14 protein-coding genes are annotated in these 15,547 nt (G+C 64.6%); 6 read left to right on the top strand and 8 right to left on the bottom strand.

Annotated elements, in window-relative coordinates; translation table 11 throughout:
- Positions 1-78 precede the first annotated feature (78 nt).
- Together AC1RGE_RS09995 and AC1RGE_RS09990 are read left to right on the top strand one after the other, a co-directional pair.
- The gene (locus AC1RGE_RS09995) at positions 79-2,436 is read left to right on the top strand and encodes a fimbria/pilus outer membrane usher protein (protein ID WP_492584129.1); all 2,358 of its coding nucleotides are present in this window, start codon (positions 79-81) and stop codon (positions 2,434-2,436) included.
- A gap of 32 nt (positions 2,437-2,468) precedes the next feature.
- Entirely contained in the window at positions 2,469-3,458 is a 990-nt protein-coding gene (locus AC1RGE_RS09990; protein WP_011062236.1) for a Csu type fimbrial protein, read from the top strand.
- A gap of 3 nt (positions 3,459-3,461) precedes the next feature.
- On the opposite strand, the gene AC1RGE_RS09985 is transcribed toward AC1RGE_RS09990, so the two are convergent.
- On the bottom strand, positions 3,462-4,187 hold the full coding sequence (locus AC1RGE_RS09985; protein ID WP_015636323.1) for an anti-sigma factor family protein: 726 nt from the start codon (positions 4,185-4,187) through the stop codon (positions 3,462-3,464).
- Positions 4,184-4,690: an RNA polymerase sigma factor gene (locus tag AC1RGE_RS09980; protein WP_011062234.1), complete on the bottom strand. Its 507-nt coding sequence runs from the start codon at positions 4,688-4,690 to the stop codon at positions 4,184-4,186. Before AC1RGE_RS09980 ends, AC1RGE_RS09985 begins: the two co-directional genes overlap by 4 nt.
- A 167-nt stretch (positions 4,691-4,857) precedes the next feature.
- Here AC1RGE_RS09980 and AC1RGE_RS09975 point away from each other — a divergent pair, with 167 nt between their 5' ends.
- Positions 4,858-5,943, top strand: coding sequence for a catalase family peroxidase (locus AC1RGE_RS09975; RefSeq protein ID WP_053152717.1), 1,086 nt, complete (start codon positions 4,858-4,860; stop codon positions 5,941-5,943).
- Positions 5,940-6,479 (top strand): cytochrome b, encoded by a 540-nt coding sequence (locus AC1RGE_RS09970; protein ID WP_011062232.1) that lies wholly within the window; start codon positions 5,940-5,942, stop codon positions 6,477-6,479. Before AC1RGE_RS09975 ends, AC1RGE_RS09970 begins: the two co-directional genes overlap by 4 nt.
- Before the next feature lie 21 nt (positions 6,480-6,500).
- Here AC1RGE_RS09970 and AC1RGE_RS09965 read toward each other — a convergent pair whose 3' ends face one another.
- A complete protein-coding gene (locus tag AC1RGE_RS09965) occupies positions 6,501-7,721 on the bottom strand; it encodes an MFS transporter (protein ID WP_123577708.1) in 1,221 nt (406 codons plus the stop codon).
- Between the two features lie 104 nt (positions 7,722-7,825).
- Here AC1RGE_RS09965 and AC1RGE_RS09960 point away from each other — a divergent pair, with 104 nt between their 5' ends.
- The gene (locus AC1RGE_RS09960; RefSeq protein WP_011062230.1) at positions 7,826-8,281 is read left to right on the top strand and encodes a winged helix-turn-helix transcriptional regulator; all 456 of its coding nucleotides are present in this window, start codon (positions 7,826-7,828) and stop codon (positions 8,279-8,281) included.
- A gap of 36 nt (positions 8,282-8,317) precedes the next feature.
- Here the strand turns inward: AC1RGE_RS09960 and AC1RGE_RS09955 are convergent, their stop codons facing one another.
- Together AC1RGE_RS09955 and AC1RGE_RS09950 are read right to left on the bottom strand one after the other, a co-directional pair.
- On the bottom strand, positions 8,318-9,472 hold the full coding sequence (locus AC1RGE_RS09955; protein ID WP_011062229.1) for a M14 family metallopeptidase: 1,155 nt from the start codon (positions 9,470-9,472) through the stop codon (positions 8,318-8,320).
- A gap of 489 nt (positions 9,473-9,961) precedes the next feature.
- Complete coding sequence (locus tag AC1RGE_RS09950) at positions 9,962-10,309, bottom strand: DUF6124 family protein (protein WP_015636319.1); 348 nt, start codon at positions 10,307-10,309, stop codon at positions 9,962-9,964.
- 131 nt (positions 10,310-10,440) lie between these two features.
- Between AC1RGE_RS09950 and AC1RGE_RS09945 the strand changes: the two genes are divergently transcribed.
- Positions 10,441-11,106 (top strand): LexA family protein, encoded by a 666-nt coding sequence (locus AC1RGE_RS09945; RefSeq protein WP_011062227.1) that lies wholly within the window; start codon positions 10,441-10,443, stop codon positions 11,104-11,106.
- A 53-nt stretch (positions 11,107-11,159) separates the two neighbouring features.
- Here AC1RGE_RS09945 and AC1RGE_RS09940 read toward each other — a convergent pair whose 3' ends face one another.
- From AC1RGE_RS09940 to AC1RGE_RS09930, 3 genes are read right to left on the bottom strand one after another with little or no spacing between them, the layout of a single operon-like run.
- A complete protein-coding gene (locus AC1RGE_RS09940) occupies positions 11,160-13,106 on the bottom strand; it encodes an acetyl/propionyl/methylcrotonyl-CoA carboxylase subunit alpha (protein WP_492584127.1) in 1,947 nt (648 codons plus the stop codon).
- A complete protein-coding gene (locus AC1RGE_RS09935; protein ID WP_011062225.1) occupies positions 13,106-13,921 on the bottom strand; it encodes a gamma-carboxygeranoyl-CoA hydratase in 816 nt (271 codons plus the stop codon). Before AC1RGE_RS09935 ends, AC1RGE_RS09940 begins: the two co-directional genes overlap by 1 nt.
- 17 nt (positions 13,922-13,938) lie before the next feature.
- Complete coding sequence (locus AC1RGE_RS09930) at positions 13,939-15,546, bottom strand: carboxyl transferase domain-containing protein (protein WP_015636317.1); 1,608 nt, start codon at positions 15,544-15,546, stop codon at positions 13,939-13,941.
- Position 15,547 lies beyond the last annotated feature (1 nt).

Genomic DNA, 15,547 nt, shown 5'->3' with positions numbered 1-15,547 from the left:
GAGAGGTACGGACGGATGTGAGCGCGGTGGCGCATCCGCCCCGGGATGGAGATGTCCATAGATGGACTTGAGCCCGCAATGAGCCAGGACCCGGCTCGGCGTTTTCGCAGGTGGCAAGGGCTGGTGACCGGCCTGTGTAGCCTGATGCTGGCCGCAGGGGTGCCGGCGGGCGAACTGCCGCCGCCGCCCAGCAGCCTGGAGTCGATGGCCGATGCACAGCTGTTTCTGGAACTGGTGATCAATCAGATGAACACAGGGAAGGTGGTGGCGGTGGAGCAGCGCTCCGGCCGGCTGTTTCTGCCGGCGCAGACCCTGCGTGAAACCGGGATCAAGCTGCCCGAGGGGCTGGGCGCCGAGGTCGACCTGGACAGCCTGCCGGGCCTGCACAGCGACTACGACAGCCAGGGCCAGCGGCTGCTGCTGGACGTGCCGCCCGACTGGCTGCCGGAGCAATTCATCGGCAGCCGCCAGGCTTACCCACGGACCCCGGCCCTGAGCAGCTTCGGCGGGTTGCTCAACTATGACCTGTACCTCAACGACACCGATGACGGCGGCACCTACCTGGCGGCCTGGAACGAGGTGCGGCTGTTCGACTCCTGGGGCACGCTGTCCAACACGGGGCAGTACCGCCAGACCCTGTCGGGGGTTGGGAACAGCTCCCTGACCAACGGTTACCGACGCTATGACACCACCTGGCGTTTTTCCGACGATGAACGCCTGCTGACCTACGAGGCCGGTGACCTGATCAGTGGCGCCTTGCCCTGGAGCAACTCGGTGCGCCTGGGCGGGGTGCAACTGTCCCGGGATTTCTCGGTGCGTCCGGACCTGGTGACCTATCCCTTGCCGCAGTTCGCCGGGGAAGCAGCGGTGCCGTCCTCGGTGGACCTGTTCATCAACGGCTACAAATCCAGCAGCGCCGACCTGCAGCCCGGCCCCTATACCCTGACCAACATTCCCTTCATCAACGGCGCCGGCGAAGCGGTGGTGGTCACCACCGATGCCCTTGGCCGGCAGGTGTCCACCACGGTGCCGTTCTACGTCACCAGCACCTTGCTGCAAAAGGGCCTGACGGACTTCTCGGTGGCCGCGGGCACCTTGCGCCGGGACTACACCCTGCGCGACTTCGGCTATGGCCCGGGGGTGACTTCCGGCAGCCTGCGCTACGGCCTGAGCGACAGCCTGACCCTGGAAGGCCATGCCGAAGCCTCGGACTCCCTGACCCTGGGCGGGGTCGGCGGCAACCTGCGGCTGGGGCAGTTCGGGGTGATCAATACCGCCGTCAGCCAGAGCCGTTTCGACGGCGACGGCGGCCAGCAGTTGAGCCTTGGCTATCAGTACAGCAGCCAGCGCTATAGCGTCGCCTACCAGCGGGTGCAGCGGCGTGATCAGTACGCCGACCTGACGGTGGTCGACAGCCCCTACACCAGCCTCAGCCAGCGTAGCGAGCAACTGACCCTGAGCCTCAACCTGGAGCGCTTCGGCAGCCTGGGCGCCGGTTATTTCGACGTGCGCGCCGCCGACTCGACCCGTACCCGGCTGTTGAACCTGACCTGGAGCAAGCCGCTGTGGCACAGCAGCAGCTTCTACCTGTCGGCCAACCGCGAGATCGGCGACAGCCACTGGGCCATGCAGGCACAACTGGTGGTCCCCTTCGACCTGCACGGCAGCCTGAGCCTGAGCAACGAGCGCAGCAAGACCGGGGAAAACCGCCAGCGGGTCAACTTCAGCCGCTCGGTGCCGATCGAAGGCGGGGTTGGCTACAACCTTGGCTACGCCACCGGCAGTGGCGCCGACTATCGCCAGGCCGATGTGACCTGGCGCCTGCAGTCGGTGCGCCTGCAGGCCGGGGTCTATGGCACCAGCGATGCCGAGACCCGCTGGGCCGATGCCAGCGGTTCACTGGTGTGGATGGACCGCCAGGTGTTCGCCGCCAACCAGATCGACGACGCCTTCGTGGTGGTCAGTACCGACGGCTACAAGGACATCCCGGTGCGCTATGAAAACCAGCTGGTGGGCCAGACCGACAAGAACGGCCATCTGCTGGTGCCCTGGAGCAGCGCCTATTACCGCGGCAAGTACGAGATCGATCCGCTGAACCTGCCGGCCAACGTGCAGAGCCCGAATGTCGAGCAGCGGGTGGCGGTGCGGCGTGGCAGCGGCTACCTGCTGGAGTTTCCGCTGACCCGGATCATTGCCGCCAGCGTGGTGCTGGTGGACGCCCAGCAGCGCGAGCTGCCCCTGGGCAGCAACGTCACCCATGAGCAGAGCGGGGCGCGGACGGTGGTCGGCTGGGATGGGCTGGTCTATCTGGAAAACCTCGCGGCCCAAAACACCCTGCACGTGGAACTGGCCGACGGCAAGACCTGCCGGGCGCAGTTCGACATCGACATGCAACAGCAGCAGGTGCCGTTGATCGGCCCGCTGGTCTGTCAGTAACGGCGGTATCAACGGATCAAGGAGCGTGGCGTGTGAATGCGGGCAAGGGATGGCGACAGGCAATACTGGGGCTGCTGGCGAGCGTGCTGTCGTGCACGGCCCAGGCACTGTGCACGACGGTCCCGACCGCGCCGGCAGGCTTCGGTACCGTCAGCTCGATCCTGGTGCGCACCACCTCGCAGCCGGCCTCCACCACCAATGCCGGGCTGAGCTGTACCGGCTCGCTGCTGAGCATTCTGGCCAGCAACGATCATTTCTACGCCACCATCACTTCCACCACCAGCGGCATGGTGGGACCTACCGGCGACGTCATCAGCTACACCCTGTACGCCAACAACAGCACCAGCTATCCGATCACCCGCGGGGTGCAGTTCGACTTCGCCCGCAATTCCATCATCGACCTGCTGGGCCTGCTGGGCAGCCCGACCGTGGCCAAGACGGTGCCCATCTACCTGGGTACGCTCACCGGCAGCAACGTGGCGGCGGGGGTCTATACCGAGAACCTGAGCATTCTCTGGAGCTGGAACTATTGCTCCGGAATCGGCGCCCTGGGGATCTGTCTGGGCCGGGATGTCGGCAGCGGTACCCAGAGCCTGACCGTGAACATGACGGTGTCCAACGATTGCGTGATCACTGCGCCGAACATCAGTTTCGGTAGCGCGCCGGTGATCAGCGCCTTCGCGACGGTGACCGGGCAGACCATCAACCTGGCCTGCACCAAGGGCAGTGCCTACACCGTGGGCCTGAGCGACGGCCAGCACCCGGTGAGTGCGGGGGGGCGCAGGCAGATGATTTCCGGCAGCAACTACCTGGCCTACGACATCTTCAAGAGTGCCGGTAGCACCCGCTGGGGCAGTGTCGGCAGTGCCCGGCGCTCCAGCACCGATGCCGAGGTGAACCCCGGCAACGGCCTGGGCACCGGCAGCCAGATCTTCAACTACAACGCCAGGATCTACACCGACCAGAGCACCCCGCCGGCCGGCACCTATATCGACAACGTGGTGCTGGACGTGGGCTTCTGAGGGCTACAGGGGAATTTCCGCCGGGCCGACCATGGCGTAGTTGTAGCCCTGGCCGGACCAGTACTGCGCCTGCAACGGGCCCTCGCGGCGGCTGCCCGGGGGCAGCAGCTTGTTCTGTGGCCCTGGCGGGCGGATGTAGAAGCTGACCTTGCGCCCCTCGCGATCCTCGTACAGCACCATGGCCGCGGGGCCTTGCTCGGTGCTCAGCAGGCGCCCGCTGACGGCCCTGAATCCGGCCCCCTGCAGATCCGGCAATGGGCTGGCCTGGGTGAAGTAGCGGTCCAGCCAGGCCTGGATGCTCTGATTGCCCTGTACCTTGAAGTCCGCGGGGAGCATGCCCTGCTCGGCAAACAGACGATAGGCCTGCAGGGCGTCGGTCATGGGCAGCACGCTGCTGCCGGCCAGGGTCAGTTCCCGCGCCTGCCAGCCGCTCAGGCCGCCCACGCCCACCGCCACCAGGAGCACCGCGGCACTGGCCAGGCGGCGCAGGCTACGTTGCTTCAGGCGCGCGCGGATTTGCACCGGGTCCAGCGCCGGGTTGGCCGGTTGCAGCAGTGCACCACCCAGGGCCGCCCGCAGGTGCTGGGCGTCCTGCTGCCAGGCCTGGACCCGGGCCGCCACCTGCGGGTGGCTGGCCAGGTAGTGTTCCAGCAACCGGCGGTCCTGCTCACTGAGTTGGTGGTCGACATAAGCGTGCAAGTCGCTGTCGCTGGGGGGCAGGCTGATCATTTGAGTATCCGTAGAGAAGGGCTGCTGATTTCGCCGTCGCTGAGTTGGCGCAGGGCCTGGCGGGCCCGGGACAGGCGCGACATCACGGTGCCGGTGGGCACCTGGAGAATCTCGGCGATCTCCTTGTAGCTCAAGCCTTCCACCGACACCCAGAGCAGCAGGGCGCGCTGTTCGGCATTCAGGCGGTCGAAGGCTTCCAGGGTCGATTGCGCCATCACCGTGCGCTCCACCGAGGGCTGGCTGTCGTCACGGCCGGTGAAGAACTCCAGCATCCGCGCGTAGCGTCGGGAACGCCGGTGGGCATCGAGGAACTGCCGGTAGAGGATGGCGAACAGCCAGGCCCGCAGGTCGCCTTCGGGGCGTTTCTCGGTCCATCCGGCGAGGGCGCGTTCCAGGCAGGCCTGCACCAGATCGTCGGCGCTGCTGGGCTGGCGCGTCAGGGACAGGGCAAAGCGGCGCAGCCTTGGAATCAGCGGGCGTAGCTGTTGGTCGAGATCGTTCATGAAATCCTGCGGATGCTGGGCCAGTCACTAGGCTTGAGGCTAGGAAGACGCGCCGCACAGCAGGTTATTCCAGCCGCAGGAAAATAAATACCGGTCGTGGAATAACCCTGGGCGAGCTGCGTCTGACAGGTCCTTGCCCTCATGGCTATGCGTATTGGAGATGTCCCATGGTTGATCCTTCATCAAAGCCCGACCGCCCACCCCTGGGGCCCGTCAGCCTGACCCTGCGCCTGGGGGCAATCGCCCTGGTGGTGGCCGTCGCTGCGGCGGCTCTGGCCTATGTGCATGGCAGCCTCGATCCCGGTCGCCTGACCCCCAAGGCCCTGGTGGATGTGCTGGAAACCAACAATGGCGTGCACCCGGGGTATCGCCGTAACCACGCCAAAGGGGTGTGCGTCATCGGCTACTTCGAAAGCAGCGGCGAGGCCCGGGCCTACTCCACGGCGCTGGTGTTCAATGAGGCACGCACGCCGGTGGTGGGGCGCTTTGCCCTGCCCAGTGGCAACCCCTATGCGCCGGACAGCAGCGTGCCGATCCGCAGCCTGGCGCTGCGTTTCCTCCAGGCCAACGGCCAGCAGTGGCGGACCGGGATGAACAGCATGCCGGTGTTCCCGGTGGGCACTCCCGAAGCCTTCTATCAGTTGCAACAGGCCGGCTCCCCTGATCCGGCCACGGGCAAGCCGGACCCGAGCAAAGTGCCGGCATTCTTCGCCAGCCATCCCGAGGCGACGCCGTTCCTGCAATGGGTCAAGGGCGCCAAACCTTCGGCCAGCTATGCCAGTGAAAGCTACAACGGGATCAATGCCTTCTACCTGGTGGATGGCAGCGGCAAGCGCCAGGCAGTGCGCTGGGGGGTAGTGCCCGAGACCCGGGATGGGCCTGATGCAGGCAGTGCCCCGCAAGGCGCCGACTACCTGGAGCAGGACCTGGTTCGGCGCCTGGCCCAAGGGCCGCTGCGCTGGCGCTTGCAGATCACCCTGGCGGCGCCCGGTGACCCCACGGATGACGCCAGCAAGGCCTGGCCGGCGCAGCGGCCGGTAATCAACGCCGGGACCCTGGTGCTGCAAAGCACCCAGGCGCAGAACAGCGGCGAGTGTCGGGACATCAATTACGACCCGCTGATCCTGCCCAGCGGCATCCAGGCGTCCGACGACCCCCTGCTGGCAGCGCGCTCTGCGGCCTACGCCAGTTCCTACCTGCGTCGCACCAGCGAAGTCAGCCAATTGCCCGGCGCCCAGGAGCCACGTCCATGAATAGCCAACCTCGACATTTCGCTCCCCTGGCGCGCCTGCTGCACTGGCTGATGGCGTTGCTGATCATCGCCATGCTGTTCATCGGCGCCGGCATGGTGGCGTCGGTTTCCGCGCGTCATGAATGGCTGATCCACCTGCACAAGCCCCTGGGGATCGCCATCCTGCTGTTGGTGCTGGTGCGGCTCTGGGTGCGTTTCTACACCCGACAACCGCCGTTGCCGGCAGACCTGCCGGGCTGGCAGGTGCTGGCGGCCAAGGCCTCCCATGTGCTGCTGTACGCCTTGATGCTGAGCCTGCCGCTGCTGGGCTGGGGCATGATCTCGGCGGCCGGCGACCCGGTGATGCTCGGCAGTTCGCTGCAACTGCCGGCGATCCTGCCGGCCAATGCCCAGCTGTTTGCGGTGTTGCGCAAGGCCCATGGTTATCTGGCGTACCTGCTGTTTTTCACCGTGCTGCTGCATCTGGCCGCGGCGCTGTTCCATGGTTGGGTGCGTCGCGATGGCGTGCTGCAGAGCATGCTGCGCGGCCGCGGTTGATTGAACCCGGCGGCGCCGGGCTCAAGTGGCGCAACGCACCCTGGCCGCGGCTTTGCCCGGGGCCAGGCTCCATAGCCAGTAGATCAGCGCCACGCCGTTGATCCCGGCCCCCAGCAGGCAGACCCCGGTCCAGCCGGCCCAAGCGTAGGTGGCGGTGGCGGCGATGGAACCTGCGGCGCTGCCCAGGGAATAGAACAGCATGTAGCCGGCGGCCAGTCGGCTCTGCGCCTCGGGGCGCACGCTGTAGATCAGGCTCTGGCTGGTGACGTGCACGGCCTGCAGGCCCAGGTCGAAGCTGATTACCCCGAACAGCAGGGCCCACAGGGACGATTGAGTGAAGGCAATGGGCAGCCAGGACAGCAGCATCAGGCCCAGTGCCAGGCCGCTGGTCCACTGCGCCAGGCCGCGGTCGGCCAGGTGCCCGGCCCGTGCCGCGCCCAGGGCGCCTGCCGCGCCGGCGAGGCCGAACAGGCCGATCTCGGTGTGGGACAAGGACAGTGGCGGGGCACTCAATGGCAACACCAATGGCGTCCACAGCACGGTGCCGGCGGCGAAGATCAGCATCGCCAGCACCGCCCGGTCCCGCAGCACTTTTTCCTCCCTGAACAGTTGCAGCAGCGAACCGAGCAATTGCCCGTAACCCTGGGTGGCCTTGGGTTGCTCGCGGGTAGGCAGGGTTTTCCACAGGGCCAGGGCCACCAGCAGGGTCAGCCCGGCGGACAACAGATAGACCGAACGCCAGCCCGCCAGGTCGGCCATGGTCCCGGCCACGGTACGGGCCAGCAGGATGCCTACCACCACGCCGCTGGTGACCATGCCCACGGTTCGGCCGCGTTGCGCTGCCGGGGCCAGGTTGGCGGCGTAGGCCACCAGTACCTGGGTTACCACCGCCAGCAGGCCGATGCAGGCCATGCCCAGCAGCAGCCAGGCGCTGCTCGGGGCCAGGGCCACGGTGAGCAGGGCCAGCACCGAGAGCAGGGTCTGGGTCACGATCAGCCGTCGCCGGTTGTACAGGTCCCCCAAGGGCACCAGCAACAGCAGGCCCAGGCCATAGCCGACCTGGGTCAGGGTGATGACGATGCCCACGGTGGCCGGCGCCAGGTCGAAGGTATGAGCCATGGCATCCAGCAGTGGCTGGGCGTAGTAGACGTTACCCACCGCCAGACCGCAGGCGATGGCGAACAGCAGCACCACTTTGGTGGAAAGAGCAGGCGAGGCGTGAGGGGAAGAATTGGCTGACATGTTGGGCTCCGGTTTTTAGTTTCATAATGAAACCAGTTGTACGGTAAAGATCGTGGTTTTATATTGCAACCACTTTCCTTTGGCCTGATCGGAGAATGCCCTACATGGTCAAGCGCACCAGCCTGCAAGATGCCGAGTGCCCGGTTGCCCGCTCACTGGACGCCATTGGCGACTGGTGGTCGCTGCTGATCGTGCGGGATGCCTTTGACGGAATCCGCCGTTTTGGCGAGTTCCAGCGCAACCTCGGCATGGCCAAGAACATCCTGGCCACACGCCTGCGGACCCTGGTGGAACATGGGGTGTTCGAGGTTGTCCCGGCGTCCGATGGCAGTGCCTACCAGGAGTACGTGCTGACGGAAAAGGGCAGGGGGCTGTTTCCCCTGATCATCGGCTTGCGCCAATGGGGCGAAGCGTTTTTCTACCAGGAAGGCGAAGCGCATTCACGGATGGTCGACCGGCAGACCGGGCAGCCGTTGCGCGCGCTGGAACTGCGCTCGGCGGACGGGCGCTTGCTGGGGCCGGAGGATTGCCGGCGGGTGCCGGTCGGGGAGGGTGACTGAGGGCTGCGCAACGGGGGGCGCAGCCCTGAGTCGGGTTCAGCGCAGGTGATCCACCAGGTCGGCCAGGGTGCTCAGCACATCCTTGCCCAGTTGCATGGAGCGTTTGCCCGACCAGCCGGTGAGCGGGTTGGGGTTGTCATCGTGGTCCTTGAAGGGCATTTCCAGGGTCAGGGCCAGGCAGTCGTACTTTTCCCCGACGGCATTGCAGGCCAGGGCCATGTTGGCCTGGCCGGGTTTGTCCCGGGTGTAGCCGTGGGTGGTCTGGAAGTCCCGGGTCTGGCGTTTCAGGTGGCTGCGGAAATGCTCCTCGAGCTTCTCCAGTCGCGGGGTATAGCCCGGGTTGCCTTCGCAGCCGGCGGTGAACACGTGGGGAATCTCTTCATCGCCGTGCACATCGAGAAACAGGTCGACGCCGTATTGTTCCATCTGCTGCTGGACGAACAGCACTTCCGGGCTGAGTTCCTGGCTGGCGGTCTGCCAGGCACGGTTCAGGTCCTGGCCCTGGGCGTTGGTGCGCAAGTGGCCGTGGAATGCGCCGTCGGGGTTCATGTTCGGCACCAGGTACAGGTCGGCCTTGGCCAGTAGCGCGTTGAGCTCCGCATCATCGTGACGGAACAGGCGCTCGATCACGCCCTCCATGAACCATTCGGCCATGTGCTCACCGGGATGCTGCTGGGCGATGATCCAGATCTTGCGTTGGCCTGGCGCGCCGCTGCCTTTGCGCAGCAACTGGATGTCCCGGCCTTCGACGCTTTTACCCACGGCCAGCAACTCGGTGCCGGCCTTGGTCAGGGCCTGGTCGATCAGCCAGTCGTGGCGGCCACGGCTGTAGGGTTCGAAGTAGGCGAACCAGGCATGGGTCTGGGTGGCTTCCAGGTTGAAGCGCAAGGCGTCGCCTTCGAAGATCGTCGGTACGCGAAACCAGTTCACATGGTCGTAGGAGGCCACTGCCTGGTAGCCGGTCCAGGCTTTGTTGTAGGAGGACTGGCTGGCGTTGGTCAGGCGAAACCAGTGTTCCTGGCCGACATGCAGGCCGCTGACCTTGAAATGAAACCACTGGAAGTGCGGGCTGCGGGTATCCGGGCGGATGGCCAGCAGTGCCTGCAACGGGTTGCTGATATCCAGTACGTCGATGTTGCCACTGTCGAAATCAGCGCAAATATCAAAAGAAGTGTGATTGCCCACGGTCATAATCGATTCCTTATCAGGATTGTTATGAGCGCTACTCTACACAGAAGGGGGGGTAAAAGAAGGGGGGCGTCGTCCTTGACGCAGACGAAGCTTAGTGGCTATGCGATTGATTCTCAAGCGCTACTTTTTGATTTGCGAGGCTTTCACGACGGGCGTTTGCTTGCAAAAGGACATTCTTTTGCTATCATCGCCGCCATTATTTTTTGCGACACCTACAGTCTTCATTAGCCTGAAGCCAAGCCAGAAAAACTGGCAAAAAAAAAGACCCGGCAAAAAGCCGGGTCAAAAACCGTGATTAGCCTGATGAGGAGATAATCCAAAGGTCCGACCTAAGGTCCTTTGGGCTATCGACTGATCTCGCGACCAGTTGCTTGCAATAATAATCATTATCATTTGCAAGTCAAATGTTTTTCCCCGCCTTCCGGAAAATATTTTTTCCACTTCCGTTTTTTCCCGTCGCTGGCTTCACGTCCAGCCGTGCGCAGGGCTTCAGTTCGACTCAACGCGCTGGCTTTCCAGTGATTTGTCCACCAGGGCCTTGGCCAGATCGATCATGTGCACCACTGAAAACGCCAGGTCGCGATTGGCTCCCCGCAGATTGTCCGCTGCATCGTAGGCGGTGGCCGCTGCACAGCGCAGCAGGTCGGAAGCGTGGATCATGGCTTCCTCGCTGCTCAGGCTGCGCCTGATTTCGAAGAACTTCTCTTCCTTGTCTGACTCGGTAATGGCCGGCTTCAAGTAATAGTCCATTGCGCGTCGGGCAGCCTGGCTGTCCTTGAGTGAGCTTAATGTGGTCTCTGTATCGAGTTCCGGCACGTCCTTGCTGCTTGTGTTCATGAAGTGTTCTGCCCTGTCTGAGAAAGGAAAGAGGGGTAGGCCGATGTTAATACACATTGTAATTGTGACGGGATTTCAAATACTACAAGTTGTGTGTTGAGGCTGGAAATACACAACGTATTGTTCGGCCCATGGACAAATGGATCGAGTTGGTCAAAGCCAACATGAAAGGCCGCAAGGTCACACAGGAAAAGCTCGCCGAGCGCCTGGGCATGTCTCAAGGGGGTATCGGTCACTGGTTGAGCAAGCGCCGCCAACCGAAGATCGAAGACATGAACCGGGTGCTGGAAGAGATCGGCATGGGCTTTCTCGAAGTGGCCCTGGTGGTCCGCGAGAAACCCTTGCTAGGAGACGATGGCGAGCCTCTGGCAGACGGGCCTGCGCTGCTCAACAAGTACAACCCGTACTTCCGTTACCCGGTGAGCGATTGGCGGGTGGCCGGCGAGGTTCGCGAAGACGGGCAGCCTGCCTACGTGCCGGAGCGCTACGAGCTTTCCGACTATCAGGCCCGGGGCGCGGCATTCTGGCTGGTGGTGGTCGGCGATGCGATGATCGCTCCCAGCGGTCTGAGCATCAGCCAGGACATGCTGATCCTGGTGGATCCGGCGATTGGCGCCGAACCCGGGAAGTTGGTGGTTGTACAGTGTCCTGGTAGTGACGAGGCGATCTTCCGCAAGTTGGTGCAAGAGGGTGGTTTGCGTTACCTGGTTCCGCTCAATCCTACTTATCCGAAGATGCTCTACAGCGACAAGTGCCGGATTATTGGTGTAGTCGTACAAGCTACTGCGAAGTTTTAACTTTCCCTAGAAGCCCCTTCCTGCAAACAGAAAGGGGCTTTCTTACTTGGGAGTTATTCCAACTCCACCAGTGCACTGCCTTCGCTGACCATTTCGCCTTCCTGGCAATACAGCGCCTTGATGACCCCGGCCTGGGGTGCACGAATGCTGTGCTCCATCTTCATGGCTTCCAGCACCACCAATTGCGTACCGGCCTCGACGCTTTGCCCCGGGCTGACCAATATCCGAACGATGCTGCCATTCATCGGCGCAGTCAGCCCGCCTTGCTGGCTATGGCTGGCTTCGGCCGCGGCAATCGGGTCATAGGCGCTGACGGCATGTGTGTCGCCCTGCCAGTTCAGGTACAGGGTGTCGCCGCGACGGATGGCCCGGTGCTCGCGGCGCAGTCCCTGTTGCTCTGTCCATAGGTGCTCGCCCTGCAGCTCAAAGGCCGCAGTGCGAGCGCCAAGGCTGATGGCCTGATCCTGGCCGGCGCAGCTCAGGTGCAGGCTGGTTTGCGCTGGCAGGCCGTTGCGCCAGCCGTTGATGGCGGACCATGGCGAGTCGGGATCATCGCTTCGTGTGCGTGGCGGCTGGCTCTGGCTGAAGGCGTGGGCGGCGGCTTGCCAGAAGTCTGCACTCAGCTCGCCTGCGGCTGGCAGCAACTGCTCCTGATAGCGAGGGATAAAGCCGGTATCCAGCTGCGCTTCGGCAAAGGCCGGGTGGGCAATGATGCGCCGTAGAAACGCCAGGTTGGTCTTCAGGCCACCGATGACGAACTCGTCGAGCATGCTCAGCAACCGCAGGCGCGCCTGCTCGCGGTCTTCGCCCCAGGCAATGAGCTTGCCCAGCATCGGGTCGTAGAAGGGCGAAACGCTGTCGCCTTCCTCGACACCGCTGTCCACCCGCCGACCGGGGCCTGCAACCGATTCGCGGTACAGCTCCAGGCGCCCGGTGGCCGGAAGAAAGTCGTTGGCCGGGTCTTCGGCATACAGCCGTACTTCGATCGCATGCCCGCGCAGTGGCACCTGCTCCTGGCTGATGGGCAGGGTTTCGCCGCGGGCCACGCGGATCTGCCAGGCCACCAGGTCCAGGCCAGTGATGGCCTCGGTGACCGGGTGTTCCACCTGCAATCGGGTGTTCATCTCCATGAAGAAGAACTCGCCACGGGCATCCAGGAGAAACTCCACGGTGCCGGCGCCCACGTAGCCAATGGCCTGGGCCGCGCGCACCGCGGCTTCGCCCATTGCCTTGCGCAGTTGGGGGCTGAGGCCCGGGGCCGGAGCTTCCTCGACCACTTTCTGGTGGCGGCGCTGGATCGAACAGTCGCGTTCGTTGAGGTACAGGCAGTTGCCGTGCTGGTCGGCAAACACCTGGATCTCCACGTGCCGTGGCTTGAGCAGGTACTTTTCCACCAGCATCCGCGAATCGCCGAAGGACGACTGGGCTTCGCGCTGGGCCGAGGCCAGGGCTTCGGCCAGTTGGCTGACGTCCTCGACGACTTTCATGCCCTTGCCGCCACCGCCCGCGGTGGCCTTGAGCAGCACCGGGTAGCCGATGCGTTCGGCGGCATTGCGGAAGGTTTCCAGGTCCTGGGCTTCACCGTGGTAACCCGGAACCAGGGGCACCCCGGCGGTTTCCATCAGCGCCTTGGCTGCCGACTTGCTGCCCATGGCGTCGATGGCCGCGGCAGGCGGGCCGAGGAAAATCAGCCCGGCGGCTTCGATGGCTCGGGCAAAACCGGCGTTCTCCGAGAGAAACCCATACCCGGGATGGATGGCCTGGGCGCCGCTGGCCCGGGCGGCGGCAATCAGCTTGTCGATCTGCAGGTAGCTGTCGGCAGCCTTGCTGCCGCCCAGGTCCACGCGGATATCCGCTTCACGGCTGTGCCGGGCGTCGCGGTCGGTAGCGCTGTGCACGGCCACGGTGGTCAGGCCCAGGGCCTTGGCGGTGCGCATCACCCGGCAGGCGATCTCGCCACGGTTGGCCACCAGCAGGGTGTCTAGAACAGGGGCGCTCATCAACGGGACTCCTTGGACGTGGTCTCGGACTGCCAGCTGGGCGGGCGTTTTTCCAGGAATGCCCGCAGGCCTTCCTGGCCTTCGGCGCTGACCCGGATGCGGGCGATGGCGTTTTCGCAATAGCGACGCAGGGCGGTGGTCAACGCGCCGTTGCCCACTTCCCGCAGCAGGTCCTTGCTGGCGCGCATCGCCTGGGGACTGTTGAGCAGCAGATTGTCGACCCACTGCTGGACCTGTTGATCCAGCTCTGCGGCGGGATAGCTTTCTGCCAGGAGACCGATTTCCCGCGCCCGCTGGCCGCCAAAGCGTTCGGCGGTGAGGGCATAGCGGCGGGCAGCGCGTTCGCCGATGGCCTGGACCACGAACGGGCTGATGACCGCTGGTGCCAGGCCGATGCGCACTTCGGAGAGGCAGAACTGCGCCTCGTCACTGCCAATGGCCATGTCGCAGCAACTGATCAGGCCCAGGGCCCCGCCAAAGGCCGCGCCTTGCACCACCGCCAGGGTCGGGATCTTCAGCTTGGCCAGGTTGTACATCAGCTCCGCCAGTTCCCGGGCGTCGTCGAGGTTGGTGTGGTAGTCGAGCTCGGCCGATTGCTGCATCCAGGCCAGGTCGGCGCCGGCGCTGAAATGCCGGCCGCGCCCGCGCAGCAGCAGGAAGCGCAGGCTCGGGTCGCCCTGCACCTGATCCAGGGCGAGGATCAGTTCACGGATCATTTCGGCGTTGAAGGCGTTGTTCTTGTCTTCGCGGCTGAGCCACAGGGTGGCGAAGCCTCGAGGGTCACGCAGCAGTTCCAGGGTATTGAAGTCGCTCATGTTCTTCTCGCGCAGGATTACATGCGGAACACGCCGAAGCGGCTCTGTTCGATGGGGGCGTTGAGGGCCGCAGACAGGGCCAGGGCCAGTACGTCACGGGTTTGCGCCGGGTCGATGACGCCGTCATCCCAGAGCCGTGCGCTGGAGTAGTAGGGGTGCCCCTGATGCTCGTACTGGTCGAGGATCGGCTGTTTGATCTGGGCTTCCTGGGCGGCGTCGAAGCTTTGCCCGCCGCGCTCGGCCTGTTCGCGCTTGACCTGCACCAGGACTCCGGCGGCCTGCTCGGCCCCCATCACGCCGATGCGCGCGTTGGGCCACATCCACAGGAAGCGCGGGTCATAGGCCCGGCCGCACATGCCGTAGTTGCCGGCACCGAAACTGCCGCCGATGATCACCGTGAACTTCGGTACCTGGGCGCAGGCCACTGCGGTCACCAGCTTGGCGCCGTGCTTGGCGATGCCGCCAGCCTCATATTTCTGCCCCACCATGAAACCGGTGATGTTCTGCAGGAACAGCAGCGGAATCCCGCGCTGGCAGGCCAGTTCGATGAAGTGCGCGCCTTTTTGCGCGGCTTCGGCGAAGAGGATGCCGTTGTTGGCGAGGATGGCCACCGGGTAGCCGTGCAGGTGGGCGAAGCCGCAGACCAGGGTGGTGCCGAACAGGGCCTTGAACTCATCGAATACCGAACCGTCCACCAGCCGGGCGATGACTTCACGTACATCGAACGGCTGCTTGGGATCGGCCGGGACCACGCCATAGAGTTCGTCGCGGGCATACAGCGGAGCGATCGGCGTGCGTTGTTGCAATTGGCCCTGTTTATGCCAGTTGAGGTTGGCCACGCTGCGCCGGGCCAGGGCCAGGGCGTGTTCGTCGCTCTCGGCATAGTGGTCGGCGACCCCGGAAATCTTGCAATGCACATCGGCGCCGCCCAGGTCCTCGGCACTTACCACTTCGCCGGTAGCGGCTTTCACCAGGGGCGGGCCGGCGAGAAAGATAGTGGCTTGTTCACGGACCATGATGGCTTCGTCGGCCATGGCCGGAACATAGGCACCCCCGGCGGTGCAGGAGCCCATCACCACGGCGATCTGCGGGATGCCCTGAGCGCTCATGTTGGCCTGGTTGAAGAAGATCCGCCCGAAGTGCTCGCGGTCCGGGAACACTTCATCCTGGCGCGGCAGGTTGGCGCCGCCGGAGTCCACCAGGTAGATGCACGGCAGGCGGTTCTGCTGGGCGATGGTCTGCGCCCGCAGGTGCTTTTTCACCGTCAGCGGGTAATAGGAACCGCCTTTCACCGTGGCGTCGTTGGCCACGATCATGCATTCGACGCCTTCCACCCGGCCGATACCGGCAATCACGCCTGCGGCGGGTACGTCTTCGCCGTAGACCTCATAGGCGGCCAGGGCGCTGATTTCCAGGAACGGCGAGCCGGGGTCGAGCAGGCGGTTGATGCGCTCGCGGGGCAGCAGCTTGCCCCGCGAAGTGTGGCGCTCCTGGGCCTTGGCGCCGCCGCCTTGCTGGACCTGGGCGAGCAGGCTGTGCAAGGCGTCGACCTGGGCCAGCATCGCCTCGCTGTTGGCCACGAACTCCGCCGAGCGCGGGTTGAGCTGGGTATGCAAGATAGCCATG

The organism is Pseudomonas sp. GW823-FHT02C05 (assembly GCF_058797595.1).
This window is presented reverse-complemented; position numbering and strand designations above follow the sequence as displayed.